This is a genomic window from Pseudomonas sp. S3_G06, from assembly GCF_054667565.1.
On sequence record NZ_CP162738.1, the window covers coordinates 1959041 to 1985497 of the forward strand.

General features: G+C 59.5%; 21 protein-coding genes. 8 read left to right on the forward strand and 13 right to left on the reverse strand.

Annotated elements, in window-relative coordinates; translation table 11 throughout:
• Position 1: 1 nt before the first annotated feature.
• The 10 genes from xylB to AB4N47_RS09015 form a co-directional block, all read right to left on the reverse strand.
• Entirely contained in the window at positions 2 to 1498 is a 1497-nt protein-coding gene (gene xylB, locus AB4N47_RS08970; RefSeq protein WP_341637390.1) for a xylulokinase, read from the reverse strand.
• A gap of 122 nt (positions 1499 to 1620) precedes the next feature.
• Positions 1621 to 3096, reverse strand: a complete 1476-nt coding sequence (locus AB4N47_RS08975; protein WP_460154464.1) for a mannitol dehydrogenase family protein — start codon at positions 3094 to 3096, stop codon at positions 1621 to 1623.
• Positions 3097 to 3111: 15 nt separating this feature from the next.
• Positions 3112 to 4215: an ABC transporter ATP-binding protein gene (locus tag AB4N47_RS08980; RefSeq protein WP_073476158.1), complete on the reverse strand. Its 1104-nt coding sequence runs from the start codon at positions 4213 to 4215 to the stop codon at positions 3112 to 3114.
• 166 nt (positions 4216 to 4381) lie between these two features.
• The gene (locus tag AB4N47_RS08985) at positions 4382 to 5212 is read right to left on the reverse strand and encodes a carbohydrate ABC transporter permease (protein ID WP_016774872.1); all 831 of its coding nucleotides are present in this window, start codon (positions 5210 to 5212) and stop codon (positions 4382 to 4384) included.
• 8 nt (positions 5213 to 5220) lie between these two features.
• On the reverse strand, positions 5221 to 6147 hold the full coding sequence (locus tag AB4N47_RS08990) for a carbohydrate ABC transporter permease (protein ID WP_341637392.1): 927 nt from the start codon (positions 6145 to 6147) through the stop codon (positions 5221 to 5223).
• A gap of 156 nt (positions 6148 to 6303) precedes the next feature.
• Entirely contained in the window at positions 6304 to 7614 is a 1311-nt protein-coding gene (locus AB4N47_RS08995) for an ABC transporter substrate-binding protein (RefSeq protein ID WP_110645391.1), read from the reverse strand.
• 341 nt (positions 7615 to 7955) lie between these two features.
• Positions 7956 to 8861 (reverse strand): AraC family transcriptional regulator, encoded by a 906-nt coding sequence (locus tag AB4N47_RS09000; protein ID WP_217878282.1) that lies wholly within the window; start codon positions 8859 to 8861, stop codon positions 7956 to 7958.
• 88 nt (positions 8862 to 8949) lie between these two features.
• Complete coding sequence (locus tag AB4N47_RS09005; RefSeq protein WP_341637393.1) at positions 8950 to 9813, reverse strand: PI-PLC domain-containing protein; 864 nt, start codon at positions 9811 to 9813, stop codon at positions 8950 to 8952.
• Between the two features lie 107 nt (positions 9814 to 9920).
• Complete coding sequence (locus AB4N47_RS09010; protein WP_341637394.1) at positions 9921 to 11225, reverse strand: glycosyltransferase; 1305 nt, start codon at positions 11223 to 11225, stop codon at positions 9921 to 9923.
• A gap of 118 nt (positions 11226 to 11343) precedes the next feature.
• On the reverse strand, positions 11344 to 11703 hold the full coding sequence (locus tag AB4N47_RS09015) for a response regulator (RefSeq protein WP_341637545.1): 360 nt from the start codon (positions 11701 to 11703) through the stop codon (positions 11344 to 11346).
• Between the two features lie 279 nt (positions 11704 to 11982).
• Here AB4N47_RS09015 and AB4N47_RS09020 point away from each other — a divergent pair, with 279 nt between their 5' ends.
• From AB4N47_RS09020 to AB4N47_RS09040, 5 genes are read left to right on the forward strand one after another with little or no spacing between them, the layout of a single operon-like run.
• Complete coding sequence (locus AB4N47_RS09020) at positions 11983 to 15456, forward strand: response regulator (protein ID WP_122692507.1); 3474 nt, start codon at positions 11983 to 11985, stop codon at positions 15454 to 15456.
• Positions 15456 to 16289, forward strand: coding sequence for a CheR family methyltransferase (locus tag AB4N47_RS09025; protein WP_016774863.1), 834 nt, complete (start codon positions 15456 to 15458; stop codon positions 16287 to 16289). The genes AB4N47_RS09020 and AB4N47_RS09025 overlap by 1 nt, the downstream gene beginning before the upstream one ends.
• The gene (locus AB4N47_RS09030; RefSeq protein WP_341637395.1) at positions 16286 to 16879 is read left to right on the forward strand and encodes a chemotaxis protein CheB; all 594 of its coding nucleotides are present in this window, start codon (positions 16286 to 16288) and stop codon (positions 16877 to 16879) included. The genes AB4N47_RS09025 and AB4N47_RS09030 overlap by 4 nt, the downstream gene beginning before the upstream one ends.
• Entirely contained in the window at positions 16873 to 18087 is a 1215-nt protein-coding gene (locus AB4N47_RS09035; protein ID WP_110645385.1) for a hybrid sensor histidine kinase/response regulator, read from the forward strand. Before AB4N47_RS09030 ends, AB4N47_RS09035 begins: the two co-directional genes overlap by 7 nt.
• Positions 18088 to 18131: 44 nt before the next feature.
• Complete coding sequence (locus tag AB4N47_RS09040) at positions 18132 to 18509, forward strand: response regulator (RefSeq protein ID WP_016774860.1); 378 nt, start codon at positions 18132 to 18134, stop codon at positions 18507 to 18509.
• Positions 18510 to 18551: 42 nt separating this feature from the next.
• On the opposite strand, the gene AB4N47_RS09045 is transcribed toward AB4N47_RS09040, so the two are convergent.
• The 3 genes from AB4N47_RS09045 to AB4N47_RS09055 all read right to left on the reverse strand — a co-directional run bounded on the left by AB4N47_RS09045 (position 18552) and on the right by AB4N47_RS09055 (position 22910).
• On the reverse strand, positions 18552 to 20222 hold the full coding sequence (locus AB4N47_RS09045) for an ATP-binding protein (RefSeq protein WP_460154465.1): 1671 nt from the start codon (positions 20220 to 20222) through the stop codon (positions 18552 to 18554).
• Positions 20219 to 21721, reverse strand: a complete 1503-nt coding sequence (locus AB4N47_RS09050) for an ATPase domain-containing protein (protein ID WP_024013082.1) — start codon at positions 21719 to 21721, stop codon at positions 20219 to 20221. The genes AB4N47_RS09045 and AB4N47_RS09050 overlap by 4 nt, the downstream gene beginning before the upstream one ends.
• Before the next feature lie 133 nt (positions 21722 to 21854).
• Positions 21855 to 22910 (reverse strand): tetratricopeptide repeat protein, encoded by a 1056-nt coding sequence (locus tag AB4N47_RS09055; RefSeq protein ID WP_341637397.1) that lies wholly within the window; start codon positions 22908 to 22910, stop codon positions 21855 to 21857.
• 170 nt (positions 22911 to 23080) lie between these two features.
• Between AB4N47_RS09055 and AB4N47_RS09060 the strand changes: the two genes are divergently transcribed.
• Genes AB4N47_RS09060 through AB4N47_RS09070 form a run of 3 tightly spaced genes read left to right on the forward strand, consistent with a single transcriptional unit; the run spans position 23081 to position 26355 of the window.
• Positions 23081 to 25216: an FUSC family protein gene (locus tag AB4N47_RS09060; protein ID WP_341637398.1), complete on the forward strand. Its 2136-nt coding sequence runs from the start codon at positions 23081 to 23083 to the stop codon at positions 25214 to 25216.
• Positions 25206 to 25406 carry a DUF1656 domain-containing protein gene (locus AB4N47_RS09065; protein WP_016774855.1) on the forward strand — a complete coding sequence of 67 codons (201 nt, stop codon included), beginning with the start codon at positions 25206 to 25208 and terminating at the stop codon, positions 25404 to 25406. The genes AB4N47_RS09060 and AB4N47_RS09065 overlap by 11 nt, the downstream gene beginning before the upstream one ends.
• Before the next feature lie 25 nt (positions 25407 to 25431).
• A complete protein-coding gene (locus AB4N47_RS09070; RefSeq protein ID WP_445941193.1) occupies positions 25432 to 26355 on the forward strand; it encodes a biotin/lipoyl-binding protein in 924 nt (307 codons plus the stop codon).
• Positions 26356 to 26457: the final 102 nt, after the last annotated feature.

Below are 26457 nucleotides of genomic sequence, written 5' to 3' on the forward strand. Positions count from 1 at the left end.
GTTATAGGGTTGCGACATGCTGTTGATAGCGTTCGTAGGCCTGCTGGAACGCCGCGACATTGGCGGCGATCGGCAGGGTTTCACTGCGCGCGTCGAGTTTCACGCAGCGCTTGCACAGATCGGCCAGGGACACATCATCGCCGTTAGAGCGCGACGCGCACCACGCCGCTTGAATCGCCGCACCCAGTGCGGCGGCTTCGCTTTGTTCGGTGCAGATCACCGGAGCGTTCATGATATCGGCGACGATCTGCCGCCACACCGCGCTCTTCGAGCCGCCGCCGATCAGGCAGATGCGCAGGCTTTGTAAACCATTCTGGCGGAGCAAATCCAGCCCGTAGCGCAAACCGAAGGTGGTGCCTTCGACAGCGGCGCGGCACAGGTTGGCTTGGGTCAGGTTGTCCATCGTCAGCCCATGCAGGCTGCCGGTGGCGTGGGGCAGGGCAGGGACGCGCTCACCGTTGAGAAACGGCAGCATGCTCACGCCTTCGGCACCAATGGGCGATTGCGCGACCAACTCGTTGAAGGTCGGCAGGTCGAGCTTGAACAGTTCGCGAATCGCACCGGTGGCGTTGGTCAAGTTCATGGTGCAGATCAACGGCAGCCAGCCGCCGCTGGAGGAACAGAACGTGGCGACCGAGGCATCGGCGCTGACGTTTGGCTCCTCCGAATAGGCGTAGACCGTGCCGGACGAACCGAGGCTCATGGTGATCGCGCCGGGCTGGATATTGCCGGTACCAATGGCGCCCATCATGTTGTCGCCACCGCCGCTCGAGACCACGGCGTTGGGGTTGATGCCGAGTTGCTCGGCGATTGCCGGGAGGAGTGTGCCGACGGCGGCGTGCGCGTCGATCAGCTCCGGCAGTGCGGTTTGCAAACGGCCGCTGGCGTCGATGTCGCGCAGGATCTGCACATCCCACTGCCGCGTGCGCACGTTGAAATAACCGGTGCCGGAGGCGTCGCCGTATTCGCTGCAGGCGCGGCCGGTGAGCCAGTAGTTGAGGTAGTCGTGGGGCAACAGAATCCGCGCGATACGCGAGAACACGTCGGGATGCTGCTCTTTGGTCCAGAGCAGTTTCGACACCGTGTAGCCCGGCGCAATGACCACGCCGAGGCGTTCCAGCGAGCCTTCCTCGCCGCCCAGTTGCGCGTGCAAGCGGTCGTTTTCCGGCGTGGTTTCGGTATCGCACCAGAGCTTGGCCGGGCGCAGCACTGCGCCTTGCTCATCGAGCAGGACCAGGCCGTGTTGCTGGCCGGAGACGCCTACACCGAGGATCGCCTGGCCGTCGACGTTGGCCGCTCGCAACGCCTGGCGTGTGGCGCTGACGAACGCGTCGAGCCACTGCTGAACGTCTTGTTCGCGGCGGCCGTTGGCGCCGCTGATCATCGTGTGCGGCGCCGCGCCCAGACCGAGCACCTGGCCGCTGTCGGCATCGACGATGATCGCTTTGGTGCCTTGGGTGCCGCAGTCGATACCCAGGAAGAGCTTTGTTGTTGTCATGAAGACTCCACGGCTGCTCGTTCCCATGCTCTGCCTGGGAACGCCTCAATAGACGCTCTGCGTCCGCTTTTGATGGGACGCGGAGCGTCCGGGCTGCATTCCCACGCGGAGCGTGGGAACGATCAGGTCGCGAGAACTTTCTCCAGAGTCCGCGAAACCCCAACCTCGCGCAAACTCTGGCAGCACCACTCGAATGCCGCAACAAACTCCGCCGACTTCGGTATCGCCGTGCCGAAAATCTCTTCAACACCCAGCAACCGCTCCGTGGTCAGCCCTTCGTCCGCTACCAGACCTTGGCAGAAAGCCGCTCGCGGGTCGGGAATCGAATACGTATCGCCATTCTCATCCACGCCCTTCAAATACAGCGCCCACGCCGCGACTACCAGTGCCGCGCGTTTGGTCTCGCGGCCATCGGCGATCAGCCGATTGATCGTCGGCACGGTGAACTTGGGAAACTTCGATGAGCCATCCGAACACACGCGCTCCAGTTGATCGGCAATCGCCTGATTGGAGAAGCGCGCCACCAGCGTGTCCTTGTATTCGCTCAGATCAATGCCCGGCACCGGCGCCAGCTGCGGCGTGACATCCAGATCCATATAAGCGCGCATGTAACGCACGAACAGCGGATCGTTCATGGTCTCGTGGACGAAGCGATAACCCTTGAGGAAACCCAGATAGGTCAGCGCCAGGTGACTGCCGTTGAGCAGTTTGATTTTCATCTCTTCGTACGGCGATACATCGTCGGTGAACTGCACGCCGACCTTTTCCCATGCCGGGCGGCCGTTGACGAATTTGTCTTCCAGCACCCACTGCACAAACGGTTCGCAGACCACCGGCCAGGCATCGTCGACGCCGTGTTTGTCGGCCAGTTGCAGGCGATGCGCGGTGCTGGTCATCGGCGTGATGCGATCGACCATGGCGTTGGGGAAGCTGACGTTCTGGTCGATCCAATCGCGCAATTGCGGATCACGCAGCGAGGCGAACGCCAGCAGCGCCTTACGCGCGACGGCGCCGTTGTGCGGCAGGTTATCGCAGGACATCACAGTGAATGCCGGAACGCCCGCCGCACGGCGTTTGGCCAATGCGGCGCAAAGGAAGCCGAACACGGTGCCCGGCGTTTCGGGATGGGCGAGGTCGTGTTGAATCTGCGGCAGGTGCGCCATGAATTCGCCGTTGCTGTCGTCGATGCAGTAGCCGCCCTCGGTGATGGTCAGCGAGACGATACGGATCTGCGGTTCGGCGAGTTTGTCGATCAGCGTTTGCGCGCCATCTTCGGCCAGCAGCATGTCGCGGATTGCACCGATGACGCGCACTTCGGTGTCATCGCTGTCGCCCAGTTCGAAGAGGGTGAACAGGTAATCCTGCTCGCGCAGATCATCGCGGGCACGGCGATCCTCCGGGCGCAGGCCGACGCCGCAGATTGCCCAGTCCAGCGCTTCGCCAGTGTTCATCAAGGCATCGGTGTAATACGCCTGATGCGCGCGGTGGAAACCGCCGACGCCGATGTGGGCGATGCCTTGGCGTGTGTCGCTCAGGTTGTAGCCCGGCAGTTGCACTTCGGCGGCGAGGCGGTTGAGGTTCTGTTGGTTGAGTTTCATCGGATAGTCTCGAAATCAGGCGGCAGCGCGCAGTGGGCGAGTCAGCGCCACACCTTCAGCGTCGAACAGGTGGCAGTGAGTCGGGTCCAGGCGCAGGCTCAATTGCTCGCCATAACGGCTGGCCAAGTCGCCGCGCACGCGCATGGTCAGGGCTTCACCGGCGCTGGTGGTGACGTGGCAGAAGGTGTCGCTGCCAAGGCGTTCGCTGACATCGGCAGTCACCTGCAACGTGCAGTCGCCGGGTTGTGCCAGCTCCAGGTGTTCAGGGCGAATACCCAATGTGACTGCGCTGCCGACACTGAGGTTGGCGGCGTTGAACGGCAGGGTGATGCGCGTGCCGGCGTCCAGCGAAACTTCGCAGCTGGCGCCGTCGATGCGGGCAATCTTGCCTTTGAGGAAACCCATTTTCGGCGTGCCGAGAAAGCCTGCGACAAACAGGTTCGCCGGGTTGTGATACAGGTCCAGCGGCGAGCCGACCTGCTCGATCCTGCCGCCATTGAGCACCACGACTTTGTCGGCCATGGTCATCGCTTCGACCTGATCGTGGGTCACATAAATCATCGTCGCTTGCAGGTCCTTGTGCAGGCGCAGCAGCTCCAGACGCATCTGCACGCGCAACGCCGCGTCGAGGTTGGACAGCGGTTCATCGAAGAGGAAAATCTTCGGGTTGCGCACGATGGCACGGCCGATCGCCACGCGCTGGCGCTGGCCGCCGGAAAGCTGTTTCGGCTTGCGCTCGAGCATCGGCCCGAGCTCGAGAATCCGCGCCGCTTCGCCAACCTTGCGCTCGACCTCGGCTTTCGGCACGCCGGCCAGATCGAGGGCGAACGACATGTTCTTTTTTACGGTCATGTGCGGGTACAGCGCGTAGGTCTGGAACACCATCGCCAAATCGCGCTTGGCCGGGCTGACTTCAGTGATGTCGCGGCCATCGAGTTCGATGGTGCCGCCGCTGACCTCTTCCAGCCCGGCGATCAGGCGCAGCAGGGTGGACTTGCCGCAGCCCGACGGGCCGACGAAGACCACGAATTCCTTGTCGTTCACTTCCAGGTCGATGCCCTTGATGATGGAAAAGCCTTCGAAGCCTTTTTGCAGATTCTTGATTTTCAGGTTGGCCATGAGATGGGCCTCCGCAATTTATTATTCGATTGAACCAGCCGCACATTTTGACTGCGGGAGCGAGCCTGCTCGCGAAGGGGCAGTGTCAGCCGCCTTCAGCGTTGAATGACCCTCCGCATTCGCGAGCAGGCTCGCTCCCACACGAGTCGTGTTGGTTCAGGGATATTCACTTCACGGCACCAAACGACAGCCCGCGCACCAGTTGCTTCTGGCTGATCCAGCCAAAGATCAGAATCGGCGCACAGGCCAGGGTCGATACGGCCGACAACTTGGCCCAGAACAATCCTTCGGGACTTGAATACGAGGCGATCAACGCGGTCAGTGGTGCAGCATTCGATGAGGTCAGGTTCAGCGACCAGAACGCCTCGTTCCAGCACAGGATCAGCGACAGCAGCACGGTCGAGGCGAGGCCGCCCTTGGCGATCGGCAGCAGCACGCGGACCATTTCCTGCCACAGCGTCGCACCGTCGAGGCGGGCGGCTTCGAGGATGTCTTTGGGGATGTCCTTGAAGTAGGTGTAAACCATCCAGACCACGATCGGCAGGTTGATCAGCGTGTAGATCACGATCAGCGCAATGCGCGTGTCGAGCAGGCCGAAACTCTTGGCCAGCAGGTAGATCGGCATCAGCACGCCCACCGGCGGCAGCATCTTGGTCGAGAGCATCCACAGCAGCGTGCCTTTGGTGCGCTGGGTTTCGTAGAACGCCATCGAGTAGGCCGCCGGCACCGCGATCAACAGGCACAGGGCGGTGGCGCTGAAGGAGATCACCACCGAGTTCCAGGCGAAGCTGAAATAGTCGCTGCGCTCGTTGATGTGCAGGTAGTTCTCCAGCGTTGGCGTGAAGATGAACTGCGGCGGCGTGGCGAAAGCGTCGATTTCGCTCTTGAAACTGGTCATCACCATCCAGAAGATCGGGAAGAAAATCACGATCGCGATGGCCCAGGCCAGGGTGCCGAGCAGCAGGCTTTGCAGGCGGCGGGATTGTTGGAGGGTCATGGCAGGCCTCACGCTTTGTCAGTCAGGTTTTTGCCGATCATCCGCACCAGAATGATCGCGGCGATGTTGGCGATGACCACGGCAATCAAACCGCCGGCCGAAGCCATGCCGACGTCGAACTGGACCAGCGCCTGGTTGTAGATCAGGTAGGCGAGGTTGGTCGAGGCGTAGCCGGGGCCGCCGTTGGTGGTGGTGAAGATTTCGGCGAACACCGAGAGCAGGAAGATCGTTTCAATCATCACCACCACGGCAATCGGCCGCGCCAGATGCGGCAGGGTCAGGTGCCAGAAAATCGCGATCGGGCCGGCACCATCCAGGCGTGCGGCTTCTTTCTGTTCCTGATCCAGCGATTGCATCGCGGTCATCAGAATCAGGATCGCGAAGGGCAGCCATTGCCACGAAACGATGATGATGATCGACAGCAGCGGGTAGTGCGCCAGCCAGTCCACCGGTTGCGCACCGAACAGCTTCCAGATGTAGGCGAGGATCCCCGAAACCGGGTGGAAGATCAGGTTCTTCCAGATCAGCGCACCGACCGTGGGCATGATGAAGAACGGCGAAATCAGCATCACTCGCACCAGACCGCGACCCAGAAATTCGCTGGCCTCCAGCAGCGCACTGATCAATACGCCAAAGACCACGCTGATCAGCAACACGCTGCCGACCAGTAACAACGTATTGGTCGCGCCGGGCATGAAGCCCGCATCGGTGAGGAAGTAAGTGAAGTTCTCCAGCCCGACGAATTCATTCTCGCCGGGGTAGAGCAGGTTGTAGCGGATCATCGAAAAGTACAGGGTCATGCCCAGCGGCACGATCATCCACAGCAGCAACAGCGCCACCGAGGGGCTGACCAGAAACCAGCCGGGATTGCGCACGCGCAGCTTGCGCTGCGGTGGCGACAGGTCGATGTGGGCTTTGGCAGTTGAAGTATTCATGGCATTCACAACCGAGTCATACAGACCTATGGAGATCCCCATGCGGGAGCGAGCCTGCTCGCGAAAGCGCCGGATCAGTGTCATGTGTGTTGGCTGACACGACGCCTTCGCGAGCAGGCTCGCTCCCACAAGAGGCAGGAGCAAGTCGTTCAGCGCTTACTTGGGATAACCCGCGCGCTTCATCTCGCGTTCCGTGGTCTGCTGCGCCGCCGCCAGCGCCTGATCCACCGTGGTCTGGCCGATCAGCGCAGCCGAGAACAGCTTGCCGACCTGGGTGCCCACTGCCTGGAATTCAGGAATGGTCACCAGTTGAATGCCGATGTACGGCACCGGTTTCAGCGTCGGTTTGCTCGGGTCAGCGGCTTTCAGCGATTCCAGCGTCACCTTGGCAAACGGCGCGGCGTTCATGTACGCATCGCTGTAGGTCGAAGCGCGGGTGCCCGGCGGCACGTTGGCGATGCCGTCGGTTTTGGCAACCAGTTCGCCGTACTCTTTGGACGTGGCCCAGGCGCTGAAGGTTTTTGCTGCGTCCTTGGCCTTGGAGCTGGTCGGAATCGCCAGCGCCCACGAATACAGCCACGCCGAGCCTTTATCCGTGACCTGATGCGGAGCGAAGGTGAAACCGACGCTATCGGCGACCTTGCTCTGGGTCTTGTCGGTGACGAACGAACCGGCGACGCTGGCGTCGACCCAGATCGCGCATTTGCCGCTGTTGAACAGGGCGAGGTTTTCATTGAAACCGTTGCTGGATGCGCCCGGCGGGCCGGATTTCTTCATGGTGTTGACGTAGAAATTCAGCGCGTTTTTCCATTCCGGTCCGCTGAATTCCGGTTTCCATTGCTCATCGAACCAGCGCGCGCCGTAAGCATTGGCGACCGTGGTAACCAGCGCCATGTTCTCGCCCCAACCGGCCTTGCCGCGCAGGCAGATGCCGTATTGCTCTTTGTCTTTCTGGGTGAGTTTTTCCGCAAACCCGGCGATCTCTTCCCAGGTCGGCCGCTCCGGCATGGTCAGCCCGGCTGCCTTGAACAGGTCGGTGCGGTAATAGGTGATCGAACTTTCTGCGTAAAACGGCAGCGCATACAGCGAACCCTTCACCGACAGGCCTTCGCGCACCGACGGGAAGACATCGTCGAGGGCGTAACTGGCCGGCAGGTCCTTCATCGGCTCCAGCCAACCCTTTCCGCCCCAGAGTGCGGCTTCGTACATGCCGATGGTCAACACGTCGAACTGGCCGCCCTGAGTGGCGATGTCGGTGGTCAGGCGCTGACGCAGGACGTTCTCTTCCAGCACCACCCAATTGAGCTTGATGTCCGGATGCTCGCTCTCGAAGGTTTTCGAGAGTTTCTGCATGCGAATCATGTCGCTGTTGTTGACGGTGGCGATGGTCAGGGTCTGGGCGCCAAGGCTGACGCTGCTGAGGGTCATGCAGGTGAGAGCGAGCAGAGCTTTTGCAGTGGGTTGCATCGTGCACTCCTTTTCTGACACCCGACGGGGCAGAAGGACAGTTATTGTTTTTGTGTCTTCCGAATGCAGGAAGAATCTGCGCTGATTACAGCCTTCCACGGCGAGGCTGACAAATCATCCCTAGCACTTTTGTTGATACTTTTTTGCACTGGGGTTTGGTGGGGGGAACGCAGGGAAGGGCTTTTGCGCGAGGTGCGGTTAACGAATGCGTACAGATTTCGCCAGCCGGGCACAACCTCTTGTGGGAGCGAGCCTGCTCGCGAATACGATATGCCTGTCACAGGGTTCTTGACTGACAGCACGCTTTCGCGAGCAGGCTCGCTCCCACAGGTGGCGTGTCTTCAGAGATGGTTCTGTTCAGTCAGGCGCTGCACCGCCAGCCGTCGATAGTGCGACGGCGTCATGCCCTTGAGTTGCTGAAAGCGCCGATTGAAGTTGGAAATATTGTTGAAGCCCGACTCGAAGCACACCTCGGTCACCGGTTTGTCGCCATCGGCCAGCAGCTCACAGGATTTGCTGATGCGCAGGCGATTGACGAATTCGATGAAGTTGCGTCCGGTGGCCTGTTTGAATACCCGGCTGAAATAGGTCGGCGTCATGCCCAGATGCTCGGCCACTTCTTCCAGTGAAATGTCCCGCGCGTAGTGGCTGAAGATGTAATCGACCGCGCGGTTGGTGCGGTCGATGTTGTGTTCGTCGGCCAGTTGCGGGGTGGTGGCGCCGGACAACAACTGGTAATCCTCACTCGCAGCGAGCAATTCCATCAGGATGAAAAAATGCCCGAGGCGGGTGATGCCGGTGCTGTCGGCGATCCGCTGCATAAGCGTCATGGCCTGACGGATCGTGCGCTTGCAGCGAAATTCGATGCCGTACTGCGCGCGCTCAAGCAGTGGCGCCAGGGATTTCAGCTCAGCGAACACTTGATGGCCGCTCTCGAACAATTCGTCGGTGAAGTTGACCAGCATGTCGCGCTTCTCCACCACTTCATCTTCAGCGATCTGGCTGATCCAGTTGTGCGGCAGGTTGGGACCGGTCAGAAACAGGGTTTCCGGATAGAAGTTGCCGATGTAATCGCCGATGAACACCTTGCCCGAGCTGGCGACGATCAGGTGCAGTTCGTATTCCTTGTGGAAATGCCAGCGCACCAGCGGGCAGGGGAAGCCGTGCTGGCGGTAGATGATGGACAAACCGTTATGGTCGTCCATCAATTCGTAGGAAGGGTCGGTCACGCGAGCGGTTCGGGTCATGACAAGGCACTTTTTTATTATCGCTGCACGATCATGCCTCGTTTTTTGCCATTTGTGCCACTTCCGACTGGCCGTCCGTGGAGACCGCTCAGCTGAGCTTGTCGCGCGCCTTTTGCAAGTTGGCCATTTGGCAGAAGCGCACGATATTCGAATTCTTGATGAAGTCGAAATTGATGATGTTGCACTTGCGCGCCCAATCGGATTTTTCCGGGTCGAACCACTCGTCAAGACTGTCGAGGATTCGCTGTGGCCCGCCCAGTGTGTAACTGGTTGCCGACAGCGACCACGGGCGGCGCGTACTGACAGGTGTGCTCAGTACGTTGTCTATATAGCCATAAAGATCCGAGGTGCTGACCTGTGATTTGCCGATCCACTTGTGATTGATCTGGCTATAAAAGCGGAAGTCCAGGGTTTCCCAGGTCATCGGCGCAGCTACCATAATGCGCTGCAATGGATCGATGGCTTTGAGTTGGCCAATTGTCAGATGCAGATTTTCGGTGGGAATGATCCGTTCCCCAAGGTGCTCCAGCAAAGCTGTTCTGAATTCCTCATGGTTGAATGGATCTGTAGCGTTGGAAAGTTCATGAAAGTCCAGAACGATAAACTCGTTCGGGCTTCTTTCATAAAACCCCTTGAGGTCTCTGATCAGGTCTTCAAGCGTTCGCGAAGAGTTGAATCCATTGTGCTGGAAACGAAACTTCGCCAGTTGTTTCGCCTTGCTGTTGTAAACAAGGCGTACATCAAGTGCGCGAGCGCCGCGATTCAACTGCGAATAAAACGAAACGTCCTGACGGGCAAGCCAGTTTTTACCGGGAATCAGGGCATAAGAAGCTTCCCAGTCACAGCCGGCGTTGTGCGCGCCGGGCAGGGTCATTTCGAATAACGAAAGATTATCGATTTGTGGTGAATCAGCCATCCATTGATAGGTTGGTATATCGTCGAAGTTTTCCATGTTGCATATCCTGCGAAGTAGTTGATTAGTTGCGCGCAGGATGTTTATAAGCATGTTCGCGTTATTGCGAAAGTTCGCTTTTAATGCAAGTCATGTAATTGATGTAATCAGCGCTCTGTTGGATTCAACTGGTTTTTCGCTTCGATCCATTGAGCCATGTATTGAGTGCTTTTGAGTGTGTGATGTCGCAGCATGGCGCCGGTGAAGTTGTCGCTTCTAAGTTGTGCCAAGTGTTGTCGGCAATCAGCTATCCGGTTGATCAGACGCGGGCCATGTACGCTGCGCTGATAACGCTGCTGTAAAAGTGCCGAAGCCTGAATCTGCGCTTGCTGCCAGCGCGCTCGATCTTCGTACAGTTGCACGGCCTGTTCGGCGAAGGTATTTGCGTCCAGGGCAACGGCTCCCGGCCAAGGAGCATCGCCGTGCATGGCTTCGGCGCCGATCGGTGTCGTCACGCTTGGCGTGCCACAGAGCATGGCGTCGACCAGTTTGCCCTTGATTCCCGCGCCAAAGCGCAATGGCGCAAGGCAGACTCGTGCTGCGGACATCACTTCAAGCGCATCTTCGGCCCAGTCCATGATGTGAAAGCCTTGGGCCGGGTTGTGCAGTGCGGTGGCTTTGGGCGGCGTATAGGCGCCATAGATATGCAGTTGCGCGCGAGGCAAGCGCGCGCGGATCAGCGGCCAGAGCGTGGTCTTCATCCAGAGCACAGCATCCCAGTTTGGCGCGTGACGAAAGTTGCCAATGCTGAGGAAATGCGCGCGCTCTTCGAAACCTGGCGCGGCGGTGTCCGGAAGATCAATCATCAACGGATACCAATGCAGGATTTGCCGAGGCAGGCCGAATTCCTCCACCAGCAGGTCGATCTCGACTTCGGAAATCATCAGGTTCAAATCACACCGGTACAGCGCAGCGATTTCCCGTTTGGCCAGATCGGTGCTCGCCATCAGCTGGAATTCTTCGTGCAATGCCGGTGCGAACAGTTCGGTGAAATCAGTTTGCTCGTCGTTGCTTTTCAGCCGGTCTTTCAGACGCTGATGACGCGCATGCCGCAGACTTTGCAGGTCGGATGTTTCGAGGATGCGCAGGGCGTCCGGACAGTGTTTCTCCACCCGCCAGCCAAACTGTTCTTCCATCATGAACTGATCGAACAGCACGATATCCGGCGCCAACTCGCTGATGAACGTATCAAAGCTGCTGTTGTTGAGTTCGATCGGCACTTCGCAAATGCCCAGCGCTGTCAGATCAGCCTTGTGTTCACCCGGGCCGGCCGGGCTGCTGAACGTGATGTCCCAGCCTTGCTCGAGGAACGCTTCAAGAATCTGCATGACATGCCCGCTGGCCGCCGAAGAGCGGGGCTCGGGCCAGACGTAGCCGATGACCAGGACTTTGGTGGGAACGGAGTGGGACATCACTGGATTCTCGGCGCATAAAAAAGGGCGCAATTAAACCACAGTGATGTGTGCTCATCGCCAGTCCAGGTTGATCACGATTGCTCGGGTTCCAGCCAATGCCGGTAGATGCGCAGGACTATTCCAGTATGGATTTGACCTTGTCGCGTAACTGGTCAATCGAAAACGGTTTGCCGATGACATGCATGTCGCCGGGTACTTCGATAGTCTCGGCATAACCGCTGGCAAACAGGATGGGCAGAGCAGGGCGTAGTTCTCGCGCCTTTTCAGCAAGTTCGCGGCCATCCATGCCAGGCAGGCCGTGGTCGGTCATCATCAAATCGATCGGCTGCCCAGCATCCGCAATAATCTCAAGTGCCGCTTTACCGTCATCAGCCTCTAACACCGTGAATTCCAGCTCCTGCAATACATCGACGATGAGCATGCGCACGATGTCGTCATCTTCTACGACAAGGATGGTGGAGGCATTGGTAGACATGGCAGGGCTCTCAAAAATGAAATCGGGGGATACCGGGCGATCGAAAATGCCGGACTCTTGCATGAGTAAGTGGCGCATAGCCACAAGTTCCCGAGCTGATACAAAAAAAGAACAGGTCAGTGCGGTGCGGTGCGGTGCGGTGCGGCAAGGATAACCGTTGGCGTCGTCCAATGCGCAGGCGTGTGTAGGAAAATGCCATCATTTGTGTGAGAAAAATGGATCCATGGCGGGGTTTTGGGGCAAACTCTCGGGTTTTCAACAGTTCGACAAGGCTGCCCCATGTCCTCTCCGTCCTCGGTTGATGAACAACGGTTCCGCAAACTTCTGAGTCGCAACGTCAGCCTGCCGCTGGGCGTCGGCGTGCTCAGCGCCGTATTCTTCGTCTCGCTGATCACTTATTTGCTGTCGGTCATCCAATGGGTCGAGCACACCGACCGGGTGATCAATAACGCCAATGAAGCGGTGAAGCTCACCGTTGATCTGGAAACCGGCATGCGCGGCTATCTGCTCAGCGGTGACGAGCACTTTCTCGACCCGTACGAAGTTGCCAAGCCGCGTATCGAGGTCGCTCTCAATACGTTGCTGGAGCTGACCGCCGATAATCCGGTGCAGACCGATCGCCTGCGCCGTTTGCAAGCCTTGCAGGTGGAGTGGGCCAATTACGCGCAATCGATGATCGATCTGCAGCGCAGCAGCGGTGATTATCGCGGCGCGGTCAAGGCTGGGCGGGGCAAGCGCCTGACCGATGAAATCCGCAAGCAATTCGAGGACGTCATCGAGACCGAGCAGGTGCTGCGCGCCACGCGCAACGAGGATGTGCGCCGCACGACGATCTGGAGCATCACCCTTTACCTGATCTTCATCGTTGGCATCAGTGGGTTGCTGGCCTACATCGGCCGCCGTGATCTGCTCAACCTGTCGACCAACTACAGCGCCAACCTCGCCGCCCAACTGGCCAGCGCCGAACGCCTCGAGAAACAGGCGTGGCTGCGCAACGGCCAGACGCAACTGGCCGAGCAGGTGCTGGGGCAACTGACGCTGAACCTGCTGGGGCGCAACATTCTGCAATTCTGCGCGCAATACCTCGGCACTGCCGTCGCCGCGCTTTATGTGCGCGAAGAACATGGCGGCCTCAAGCGCGTGGCGACTTATGGCTTCTCCCGCGAGCAGGAAGAGCTCAATCAAACGATCTACAGCGGCGAAGGCATCGTCGGCCAAGTGGCAGAACAGGCACGCCTGATCCGTCTCGACGCGGTCCCGGGCGACTATTTCAAAGTCAGCTCCGGTCTCGGCGCAGGCCTGCCGCACAGTGTGCTGGTGGTGCCGACCAGCGATGATGATCGGGTCAACGGTGTGATCGAACTGGGCTTCCTGCGTCCGCTGTCCGAGCGCGACATCGAACTGCTGGAACTGATTGCCGGCAACATCGGCACCTCGATCGAAGCGGCGCGTTACCGTCAGCGCTTGCAGGAAGTGCTCGCCGAAACCCAGCAGCTCAATGAAGAGCTGCAAGTGCAGCAGGAAGAGCTGAAGACTGCCAACGAAGAGCTGGAAGAACAGTCGCGGATTCTCAAGGAATCCCAGGCGCATCTGGAAACCCAGCAAGTGGAGCTGGAGCAGACCAACGAGCAGCTCGCCGAACAACGCGATGCGATGGACAAGAAAAACACCGAGCTGAATCAGGCGCAGATCCAGCTCGAAGAGCGTGCCGAAGAGCTGCAACGCTCGAGCAAGTACAAGTCCGAATTCCTCGCCAACATGTCCCACGAACTGCGCACGCCGCTCAACAGTTCGCTGATTCTGGCCAAGCTGCTGGCGGAGAACCCGCAGCAGAATCTGTCGGCGGAACAGGTCAAGTTTGCCGAATCGATCTATTCGGCCGGCAACGATCTGCTCAACCTGATCAACGACATTCTCGACATTTCCAAAGTTGAAGCCGGGAAACTCGAAGTGATCGCCGAAAACACCCGCGTCGATCGTCTGGTCGACGGCTTGCGCTCAATGTTCGAACCGTTGGCGGCGGACAAGAAACTGGCGTTCAGCGTCGAGGTTCAGCCGGACGCACCGGGCTTGCTGTTCACCGACCGTCAGCGTCTGGAGCAGGTCATCAAGAACCTGCTGTCCAACGCGATCAAGTTCACTGAGCACGGCGCCGTCAGCCTGAGCATCACCGCGCAGCCGAACGATCACATCGCCTTCAGCGTCAAGGATTCCGGGATCGGTATCGCCGCGGATCAGCAGGAAAGTATCTTCGAGGCGTTCCGTCAGGCGGATGGCACCACCAATCGCAAGTACGGCGGCACCGGCCTTGGCCTGTCGATCTCGCGGGATCTGGCAACGTTGCTTGGCGGTTCGATCAGCGTCGACAGCGTGCCGGGGCAGGGCAGCACGTTTACGCTGGTGTTGCCGCGTCAGTATCACGAATTCGGTGAGACGCCTGCCGCGCCGCTGACCTTTCACCCGGCACCTGTGACGCCTGCGCCAGTTGCTGTTGCGGCTCCGCTCGCATCGGCGATTCCGGCAGTCATCCCGCGCTTTGCCGACGATCGCGACAAGGCACCGTTCGCCACCCGCTGCATTCTGGTGGTGGAGGACGAACCGAACTTCGCCCGTATCCTCTATGACCTGGCCCATGAGTTGGGCTACATGTGTCTGGTCGCCCACGGCGCTGACGAAGGTTACGACCTGGCGCGCGAATTCGTGCCGGATGCGATCCTGCTCGACATGCGCCTGCCGGATCATTCCGGTCTGACCGTGCTGCAACGCCTGAAAGAACGCGCCGAAACCCGGCACATTCCAGTGCACGTGATTTCCGTGGAAGACCGCGTCGAAGCGGCCATGCATATGGGCGCGATCGGCTACGCAGTGAAGCCGACCACCCGCGAAGAGCTCAAGGACGTATTCGCCCGCCTTGAGGCCAAGCTGACGCAGAAGGTCAAACGCGTGCTGCTGGTCGAAGATGACGATCTGCAACGCGAAAGCATCGCGCGGCTGATTGGCGACGAAGACATCGAAATCACTGCCGTCGGCCTGGCCCAGGACGCCCTGGAATTGCTGCGCACGACCATCTACGACTGCATGGTCATCGACCTCAAGCTGCCGGACATGCTCGGCAACGATCTGCTCAAGCGCATGTCCACCGAGGACATCTGCTCGTTCCCGCCGGTCATTGTCTACACCGGACGCAACCTGACCCGCGATGAAGAGGCCGAACTGCGCAAGTATTCGCGCTCGATCATCATCAAGGGCGCACGCTCCCCGGAGCGGTTGCTCGACGAGGTCACACTCTTTCTGCACAAAGTCGAATCGCAGCTGTCCCATGAACGGCAGAAGATGCTCAAGACCGCGCGCAGCCGCGACAAGGTCTTTGAAGGTCGTAAAGTGCTGCTGGTGGACGACGATGTGCGCAACATCTTCGCCCTGACCAGCGCGCTTGAACACAAAGGCGCAGTCGTGGTGATCGGCCGTAATGGCCGCGAAGCGATTGAGAAACTTCATGAAGTCGAGGACATCGACCTGGTGCTGATGGACGTGATGATGCCGGAAATGGATGGCTTCGAAGCCACCATGGAAATCCGCAAGGATCCGCGCTGGCGCAAGCTGCCGATCATCGCGGTGACGGCCAAGGCCATGAAGGACGATCAGGAGCGCTGCCTGCAAGCGGGCGCCAACGATTACCTGGCCAAGCCCATCGACCTTGATCGTCTGTTCTCGCTGATACGTGTGTGGTTACCGAAAATGGAACGCATCTAGTGGAACGCAGCAGTTCAGCCGAGCGCAACAGCGAAATCGAATTACGCTTGTTGATCGAGGCGATTTACCTGAAATACAGCTACGACTTTCGCGACTACTCCGGCGCTTCGATCAAGCGCCGGGTGCAGCACGCGCTGAGTCAGTTCGAGTGCGCGACCATCTCGGCCCTGCAAGAAAAAGTCCTGCACGACCCGACCGCGTTCATGCAGCTGCTGCAACTGCTGACGATCCCGGTCAGCGAGATGTTCCGCGATCCGTCGCACTTCCTGGCCATCCGCAACGAAGTGGTGCCGCTGCTGCGCACCTATCCGTCGCTGAAGATCTGGATTGCCGGCTGCAGCACGGGCGAGGAGGTCTATTCGATGGCGATTCTGTTGCGCGAGGAAGGCCTGCTCGACCGCACGATCATCTACGCCACCGACATCAACCCGCGCTCGCTGGAGAAGGCCAAGCAAGGGATTTTCTCCATGGAAAACGTCCGCGCCTACACTGCCAACTATCAGCAGGCCGGCGGTCAGCGCTCATTTGCCGATTACTACACGGCAGCCTACGGCTACGCGATTTTCGACAAGAGCCTGTGCGAGAACGTGACGTTCGCCGACCACAGCCTGGCCACCGACAGCGTGTTCTCCGAAACCCAGTTGATTTCCTGCCGCAACGTGCTGATCTATTTCAACAAGAAGTTGCAGGACCGGGCGTTCGGGCTGTTCCATGAATCGCTGTCGCATCGCGGCTTTCTGGTGCTGGGCAGCAAGGAAACCCTGGATTTTTCCAACTATTCGAACCAGTTCGAGGCGTTGGTCAAACAAGAACGGATCTACCGCAAATCATGAACGACACCCCGAGCCTGCCTCGCATCGAGGCCGTCGTGATCGGCGCCTCCGCAGGCGGTGTCGAGGCGTTGCTGACCCTGCTCGGGCCATTGCGCAAAGGCTATGTGCTGCCGATCATCATCGTTCTGCATCTGCCGGAAGAACGCCGCAGTCATCTGGCCGAAGTGTTCTCCCGCCGTGTGGCGATGCCGGTCAAGGAAGCTGAAGACAAGCAGGACGTTGAAGCCGGCACGGTGTATTTCGCCACGCCCGGTTATCACTTGTCGGTCGAAGCGGATCGCAGCCTGTCGCTGAGCCTGGAGGACCGCGTACATCATTCGCGGCCGTCTATTGATTACCTGTTTGAATCGGCCGCTGATGTTTACGGCGAGACACTCGCCGCCGTCCTGCTGACCGGCGCCAATCACGATGGCGCGCGCGGGCTGGCCTGCGTCAAGCGCTGCGGCGGCCTGACCATTGTTCAAGACCCCGATGATGCACAAGTCGCCACCATGCCCCAGGCTGCACTGAACGTTCTGCAGCCGGATCATGTCCTACCCATTCACGGCATCGGCCGTCTGCTAGTCGAGCTGGAACGAATCGCATGCTGAGTAATATCCAAGCCAAACTGTTGATCGTTGACGATCTGCCAGAAAACCTGCTGGCGCTGGAAGCGCTGATCAAGCGCGAGGATCGCACGGTCTACAAGGCTCTGTCGGCGGACGAAGCACTGTCGCTGTTGCTGCAACACGAATTCGCCATGGCCATTCTCGATGTGCAGATGCCGGGCATGAACGGCTTCGAACTGGCCGAGTTGATGCGCGGCACCGAGAAGACCAAGAACATTCCGATCATTTTCGTCAGCGCCGCTGGCCGTGAACTCAACTACGCGTTCAAAGGCTATGAAAGCGGTGCGGTGGACTTCCTGCACAAGCCGCTGGACATTCATGCGGTGAAGAGCAAGGTCAACGTTTTCGTCGATCTGTATCGCCAGAGCAAGGCCATGAAACAGCAGGTCGAGGCGCTGGAGCAGGCTCGACGCGAGCAGGAAGCGCTGCTGCAACAGCTGCAAAGCACCCAGCTTGAGCTGGAACAAGCGGTGCGCATGCGCGATGACTTCATGTCCATCGTCGCCCACGAGGTGCGCACGCCGCTCAATGGTCTGATTCTTGAAACCCAGCTGCGCAAGATGCACCTGGCCCGGGACAACGCCGCGGCGTTCACCCTCGACAAGATGCAGGCGATGGTCGACCGCGATGAGCGGCAGATCAAAAGCCTGATTCGCCTGATCGAAGACATGCTCGATGTCTCGCGAATCCGCACCGGCAAATTGTCGATCCGCCCGAGTCGTTTCGATCTGGTGCAACTGGTCAGCAATCTGCTGCAGAACTTTGCTCCGCAAATGGAAGCGGCAGAGACCAGTGTGTCCTTTGAAGCGCCCGTGCCGGTCGAAGGTTGCTGGGACGAGTTCCGCATCGAGCAAGTGGTGTCCAATCTGCTGACCAACGCTTTGCGTTATGGTGGTCGCAGCCCGATTCAGGTGCGCGTCTATCGCGAAGGCGAGGAGGCGCGGGTCGAAGTTCAGGACCACGGCATCGGCATCAGCGCCGAGAACCAGAAGCGTATTTTTCAGCAGTTCGAACGGGTGTCCGCCAAGACGGTGGTGGCCGGGCTCGGGCTGGGTCTGTTCATTTCCGAGCAGATCGTCGCCGCCCATGGCGGCTCCATCGTCGTCGAGAGTGAAATCAACGAAGGCGCCCTGTTTCGCGTTTGTCTGCCGATCCAGGAAAACGGCATATCCGACGCAACCTCTGAGTGACCACACGGTCGTATCAGCAGCTATTGACCGAACAAAGGCTTCCCATGAGCGTAGATGCGCAAGATGTAGTACTCGTCGTCGAAGACGAACCGGTTATCTTGATGGTCCTGACGGATTACCTGTCAGGGCAGGGCTATCGCGTGTTGCAAGCGGAAAATGGCGAGCAGGCTTTCGAGATCCTCGCCAGCAAACCTCACCTGGACATGCTGATTACCGATTTTCGCCTGCCGGGCGGGATCTCCGGCGTGCAGATTGCCGAGCCAGCGGTGAAATTGCGACCGGACCTGAAAGTGATTTTCATCAGCGGCTACCCGCAGGAAATCCGTGAAACCGGCAGCCCGATCACCAGCAAGGCACCGATCCTGGAAAAACCGTTCGATCTGGATGTGTTGCAGGAAAAGATTCAGGAATTGCTGGCCTGATTGTCATGCAGGAGCTGCCGAGCCTTCGGCAGCTCCTGTTCATCAGCTATTGATCATCTCGCGCACCTTGGCGGTGAGCAGATCAAAGGTGAAGGGCTTGGTGATCATCTGCATCCCCGAGTCGAGGAAGCCACCGCGCACCGCCGCGTGCTCGGCATAACCGGTGATGAACAACACTTTCAGACCTGGGCGATATTGCCGACCAACCTCCGCCAGTTGACGACCGTTCATCCCCGGCAGACCAACGTCACTGATGAGCAAATCAATACGTTGCGTCGAATTTAGAATCGGCATGGCGCCGTCGGCATCACCGGCTTCAACGAAGGCATAACCCAACTCGCTGAGCACGGCGCTGACCAACACGCGCACTGCCGGATCGTCTTCGACGATGAGTACGGTTTCGCCATCCATCGCATACGGAGCCTGCTGCGAATCCGAGACGGGAACTTCCACTTCTTCACCACGGAAACGCGGCAGGTAGAGTTTCACCGTGGTGCCTTGATCGACTTCACTGTCGATCGACACATGCCCGCGTGATTGCTTGCTGAAGCCATAGATCATCGACAGTCCGAGGCCGGTGCCCTGGCCGATCGGCTTGGTCGTAAAAAACGGATCGAACGCACGGCTGACCACGCTCTGCGGCATGCCGCTGCCATTGTCAGTGACGCTGAGCATCACGTAATCGCCCGGCTCCAGATTGCTGTAAGCGGCAATGAAGTCGCGATGCAGCACCTGATTGCTGGTTTCCACCACCAGTTTGCCACCCTCGGGCATCGCATCGCGGGCATTGATTACCAGGTTGAGCAGGGCGCTCTCGAGTTGATTGGGATCGGCCTCGGCAACCCAGAGGTTGTCGTCCAGGCGCATTTCCAGATGAATGCTTTCATTGAGGCTGCGTTGCAGTAGCTCGCCCATCGACAGCACCAGCGTGTTCATTTGCACGGCTTTCGGGTCGAGGGATTGCCGGCGGGAGAACGCCAACAAGCGGTGAGTCAGGCCGGCGGCGCGGTTGGCGGAGGTCACGCCTAGATCGATCAGACTGTCGAGGTCTTCGGTGCGGCCTCGGGCCAGACGCCGGCGCAGCAGTTCCAGGCTACCGATGATGCCGGTGAGCATGTTGTTGAAGTCGTGAGCAATGCCGCCAGTAAGTTGGCCGACCGCTTCCATTTTCTGCGATTGGCGCAGCGCTTCTTCGTTGTGGCGAAGCTGTGCGGTGCGCTCTTCAACCTGTTGCTCGAGGGTTTCCAGAGTCGACTGCAGGCGTCGTTCGCTTTCACTCAGGTCGATCAGCCGATCGCGTGCTTCATATTGTCGTCGCCGCCCACGCAGGGCGGCGGAGACCAGACTGACCAGCGTCGCGGGATGGAAGGGGCGCTCAAGAAAAGTCACGTTGCCGAGCAGGGTGCTCAGGCGCGACGGCGGCCCTTGTTCATCGCCGCCATGATGAGTCAGCAGCACGATGGGCATGTCCGACCAGGCGGGCTGCTGGTCAAGGTAGGCGATAAGCCCTTCCAGTTCCGGTCCGCGCAACGCCTCAGCAGCAATCAGCAGCAATCCGGCGCCGACCTCCAGTTCGGTGCACAGAGCGCCGAGATTCGGCGCCACCATGCCGCCGTAACCGGCTTCGTTGAGAATCATCAACGCGATCTGGCTGTCACGACCCATGGGCGCCAGCACCAGCACCCGCTCGGCCAACGGCGTGTTGACCGTCACAAGCTTTCATCCTCAAGCAATGGATTGCTCGCTCCCATGTAGGTCGGCACGCCACGCAGCACGCCCTGGAAGGATTCCAGCGGTTGGCCGATGGTCATGCCACGCGAGGAGATCCGGTATTCACGGATGGTCGACTCGTGGTTGCCGGTACGTTTCTTGATAATCGAGATCGCCCGGCGGACTTTGCCGAGGGCTTCGAAGTAGCGCAACAGAATCACCGTGTCGGCCAGGTAAGTGATATCAACCGGCGCCTGCATATCGCCCACCAGACCGTGCTGGGCGACCGTCATGAAAGTCGCCGCGCCTTTGCGGTTAAGGTACAGCAGCAGCTCGTGCATGTGCAGCACCAGCGCGTTTTCTTCCGGCATCGCCGCTTGATAGCCGTTGATGCTGTCGATCACCACGGTTTTGATACCCAGCTCATCGACGCAACGGCGCACGCGATGGGACAACTCACCCGGAGACAATTCGGCGGCGTCTACTTGTTCGATCAGCAGATTACCGGTGGCCTGCAAGGCTTTGAGGTCGATACCGAGATGACGCATCCGTTCGAACAGCAGGCCCAGCTCTTCATCGAAAATGAACAGCGCGGCTTTTTCGCCTCGGGCCACAGCTGCGGCGGCGAAGATCATCGAAATCATCGATTTGCCGGTACCGGCCGGGCCGAGAATCAGCGTGCTTGAGCCGGTTTCGATGCCGCCGCCGAGCAGGGCATCCATTTGCGGGATGCCGCTGGACAGCTGCAGACGTGGGTAGTCGCCGCGATGTTCCGCCGCTACCAAGCGTGGGAAAACATGGACGCCGTCGCCCATGATGGTGAAATCGTGGAAACCGCCACGGTATTTCTGCCCGCGATATTTGACCACTCGTACCCGACGACGCTCGGCGCCGTAGCTAGGCGTCAGCTCTTCAAGGCGGATCACGCCGTGGGCGACACTGTGCACAGTCTTGTCGAGTGATTCTGTGGTCAGGTCATCGAGCAGCAGGACGGTGGCGTCGTAGCGCACAAAGTAGTGCTTGATCGCCAGAATCTGCCGACGATAGCGTAAGGAGCTCTGCGCCAGCAGACGGATCTCCGAAAGGCTGTCGAGCACAACGCGGGTCGGCTTGAAGCGTTCGACCACTTCGAAAATCTGCCTGGTCGCCTCGCCCAGTTCAAGGTCCGAGGAATACAGCAGGCTTTGCTGATGTTCGGCATTGAGCAGGCTTTCCGGCGGTGTCAGCTCGAAGATCTTGATGTTTTCGTTCAGCTCCCAGCCGTGGGAGAGCGCACCTTGACGCAGTTCTTTCTCGGTTTCCGAGAGAGTGATGTACAAGCAACGTTCCCCGGCCAGCGCACCGGCGCGGAGGAAATGCAAAGCCACGGTGGTTTTGCCGGTTCCGGGTTCCCCCTCGAGCAAAAACACATGGCCGCGAGACAGGCCACCGGCAAGGATGTCATCCAGACCTACAATGCCGACGGCGGCCTTTGCACTGATCAACTCGTTTGATGTAGTCAAAAAACGCCCTCTTATGACTAGGGTAATCCGGCGGCTGGCTTAAGTGAGCCGCCTGAATAACTTGACCTCAGGGCATGTTCACGGTTCCGCTTTTTCTTTCGACAGGTGGTTGATTGCACCCGCTTTACCTTGATTAAAGACCCTGTTGCAGGGCCGGGTCGTCCGGATTCAGCTGCTCCAGCTGCGCCAGCAGAATCTGCACATTCTGCAACTGGCCGCTTTCCTTCCAATAGTTGATCAACAACACCCGCGCCTTGCGGTCGGCGGGGTGGCGCTGGACGATTTCCTGCAATTGTTTCTGCGCCGCTTCCAGTTCTTCCGCACTGTGCAGTGTCGTGGCGAGGTCGTAGCGATAATCCTTGTTGTCCGGTTCCAGTTCGACCGCTTTGGACAGGCCGAGCAGGGCGTATTCGCGCTGGCCGTGATGCAACAGCCACAGACCCAGGGCATGTTGCAGATAGGCCGAGTCAGGCTGCGCCTTGAGTTGTTGTGCAAGTAACTGGCGGGCCGCATCGCTCTGGCCCTGGCGGTCGAGCACATCGATCTGCATGACCAGCGCCGCCAGGTTGCCCGGTTCCAGGCGCAACGTGTTGTCCAGCGCTTGCTGTGCCTGTTTGTATTCGGCGTTATGAATATAGAGACGTGCCAGTTGCGCATAGTTGGCGGCGCTTTCCGGCTGGCTTTCGAGCGTCTGCTGCCAGCCGTCGATGGCTTGCTGTAGCGGCGCGAAATACAGGCCCAACTCGTCCGGGGTAAGGCCGAGCAGGGCATTGATCGCAGCGAAACGGACAGTTTGTTCTTCATCGTCGAGCAGCGGCCCGAGCAACAGGCTGCGTTGCCCGCCGGGCACCAGGCCGACGATGCTTTTGATCGCTGCGACGCGCACTTGCGGCGCTTCGTGATGCAAATCGATGTCAGCCAGTTTCAGTGCCTGCGGGCTGGGATAGTTGGGCAGCTCGCCATGCAGCCAGACGCGGCGCTTGACCGAGATGTCCGGGCGCCCCAATTGCTGGTACAACTGGCGCGCCGCTCCGGGTTCACCAGTGCGCGCGGCGTTCAGCGCTTCGCTGTAGCCATGTTTGATAGCATCGGGGATGGTCGGAGTGCTGCTGCGCCAGGACAGCCAGACGACGCCGAGGATCAGTACGAGGCCTAAGCCGATCAGCAGGTTGCGGCGGGACTGAGTCATGCGGGTTTCCGAAAGCTTCGAACTTGAGCAGAGCGGCAAGCTTCGTTCAGCTTGGCGCGTGAGTCAAACCGTTGCCAGCGAATCGTCCTACAACACGTGTCGACTGTGAAATCCGTCAGGCTTTTGCTGCAATGTCTAAGCTTGCAGAAGTCGTTTTAAAGAGAGTGCCCATGTCTGCGCTGTACACCTATTTCAAGGCTTTGATCCAGCCCGGTCAGGCTGTTCTGCTGTTTGCCCTGCGGACCATCGCCGCCGGGCTGTTGACCCTTTATCTGGCGTTCATCTTCGATCTCGAACAGCCGAAGTGGTCGATCATGGCTGTGGTGATTGTCAGTCAGCCATTGGCAGGGATGGCCCTGGCGCGCAGTTTCGGCCAGGTGATCGGCACCACCGTGGGTGCCGCGGTGGCGGTGCTGATCATGGCGATTTTCCCTCAGGCGCCGCTGCCGTTCATCACGACATTGGCGTTGTGGCTGGCGCTGTGCACGGCGGGCGGCACCTTGCTGCGCTACACCAGTTCCCAGGCGTTCGTGCTCAGTGGTTACACCGCTGTGGTCGTAGCTTTACTGGCGATTCCGGATCAGGACGGCACCTTTCTGCTGGCGGTCACCCGCGTCACCGAAACCCTGTTGGCGGTTGCCTGTGTCTGTGTGGTCAGTTTGCTGACGGCCCGGCCTGAAGCCGTCGCCAAGGGCTATTTCGCCAAAATCGATCAGGTCATAAAACTGGCGGCCAGCCACGCTGCCGAGGTGCTTCGTACGGAAGAAAGCGAAGCCGATTTCCAGCGTCGGCAGATGCAGCTGCTCGGTGAGATCAGCGCACTGGAAGGTTTGCGACGTCATTTGTATTTCGATGCTCCACGTTTGCGCAGTGCCGACAACCTGGTATTGCTGCTCGGCAATCAACTGATGTTGCTGACCTCGCGACTGACCGCGCTGCGTCATCAGCGTGAATTGCTCATCGAACGCTGGGAGGGCGACCTGCCGCTGGAGGTTCAGCAATTGCGGGCCGAGGAACTGGCATTGCTTGAGCAACTGGCGCAACAGGGCCGCGCGCTGTCTGGCGCCGATCGGCAGCGTTTCGTCACCTTGCAGCAACAGTTCGAAGCGTTGGCGTACAAGGCCGAGCAGCAGACCGAGAACATGAGCGCGACCCTGCGTTCACTGGCTTGGGCGCTGCGTTGGGAGCAGGCGCGCCTGTTGCAGCAACTTGAGCAGATCCTCGAACTGAGCGACGCGATTCAGGAAGGGCGCCCGGCCAGTTGTCTCTATCGCGGCCAGAGCAGTCCTTTGCATCTGGATTTCACCTTGGCTTCGATGAATGCGATCCGTGCCTTTACCGCGCTGTTGGTCAGCGGGTTGATCTGGATCGAAACGGCGTGGGATGGCGCGCGCGGCGGGATGATTCTGGTGGGGATTCTTTGCTCGCTGATGGCGACTTTTCCGCGTCCGCTGATGGCTGCGCAAAGCTATGCACGAGGCTTGGGCCTGGCGCTTGTGGTGTCGGCGTTCTACCAGTTCATGCTGGTGCCGGCGATCAGTGATTTCGAGCTGCTGGCCTTGCTGCTGGCGCCGCTGCTGTATGCCATTGCCGTGGGCATTTCCAGTCCGGCCACCGCCGGTATCGGCATGGGCCTTGGGCTGTCCAGTTTTCTCATGCTCGGACCGCAAAATACCGGCACTGGGCAGAACACGGCGATTCAATGGTTCGAATTCGCCGGCGCCTACGTCAGCGCAGCGATGCTGGCCCTGATCGTTTATGCGCTGATCTTCCCGTTCCGCCCGGCCTTGCGCATCCGCCGCCTGTACGGCGAAGCGCGGGAGCAGGTGTACCAACTGAGCAAAATGCCTGCGACCGATGAACAACAATTCGCTTTCGAGAGTCGGATGACCGATCGCCTGACCAGCATGCTCGGCCTGCTGCCAGCGGCGAACGATCGTGCCATGCAGCGCTTGTATGAAATCAGCCTGGCTTGCGTGGCCTTGGGCGTGGCCATGCATCAGCTGCGGCAGCAGGCGCAGAACAATGGGTTGCTCACCGATGCGTTCGGCCAACGCCTGGCGTCGGCGTTGCGCAAGACTGGTCGTTTGGTTGCCGGTCGCGACGATGTCCAGCTTGCGGCGTTGCTGGCCACGTTGCACCAGCTCGGAGACGAGCTGGACGAGCTGCACGCCTCAAGTCATGAACATCTTTGGTCGGTGTTTCGCATGCGTGTGGCGCTGCTGATTGTGGTGTCGTTCCTCGACCGGCACGGCGAACATTTGCAACCTCAAGCACTGGAAGGAGAACCGCAACTTGCCCATTGATTTTGAGATTGGCGGGGTTTATCTGCCGCCGATTGCCCAGGCACTGTTACTGGCGATTCCGATTTTCATGTTGCTGGACTGGTGTCTGCGGCGCCTCGGCGTGCTGCGCCTGGTGTGGCATGAAGCACTGTTCGAAGGCGCGCTGTATGCCTGTGTCTGCGCCACGCTGATTCTGTTGATGGGAGCCTGATGTCTTGAAAGCACTAGTTGCACGAATGATGACCGTGGCAGTGGTGATCCTGGCGATCGTCCTCGGCTGGTTCGCCTGGGAGTATTACACCCGCGCGCCGTGGACACGGGATGCTCGGGTGAGGGCGGATGTGGTGACGCTGTCGGCGGATGTTTCGGGGCGAATCGTCAAACTGGCAGTGCAGGACAACCAGCATGTCGACAAGGGCCAATTGTTGCTGGAGATCGATCCGGCGCGCTATCAACTGGCGGTCGAGCATGCCCGGCGTTCGGTGGAAGTGTCCAAGGCCTCGCTGGGGCAATCGCAAGCGGCAATCGTCGCCAGTGAAGCGTTGCTAAAACAGCGTCAGAGCGAGGAGCGCCGCCGACGCACATTGAAGCAGGGCTTCGCCATTTCCGGCGAGGAATGGGAGAAAGCCAGTACCGACGTGGCGGTTGCCCAAGCGGATCTGTTGCGCAATCAGGCCAACCTTGGTTTGGCCGAAGCGAATGTGCAACTGGCAATTGCCGCGCTGACCCAAGCCGAACTGGACTTGCAGCGCACCCGCGTCGAATCGCCAGTGAGCGGTTACGTGACCAACCTGCTGACCCGCCAGGGTGATTACGCACAGGCGGGCGGTGCGCTGCTGGCGCTGGTCGACAGCGATTCGTTCTATGTCAGTGGTTACTTCGAGGAAACCAAGTTGCCGCGAATCGAGGAGGGTGATCGGGTACGCATTCAATTGATGAGCGGTGAGCGTTTCGGCGGCACGGTAGAAAGCATCGCCTTCGCCATCGCCGACCGCGAAAACGCACCGGGAAGCCGCCTGCTGGCGAACATCAACCCGAGTTACACCTGGGTGAAACTGGCGCAACGGGTGCCGGTGCGCATTGGCATTGATGGTGACTTTGCCGGCAAGAATCGCCTGCGCGCCGGTACCACCGCCACCGTCACCGTCCTCGAACCCTGATCCCCCTGTAGGAGCTGACGAGTGCAACGAGGCTGCGATCTTTGATCTTGGGACGCAGAGCATCCCCGGCTACATTCCCATCAAGGATCGCAGCCTCGTTGC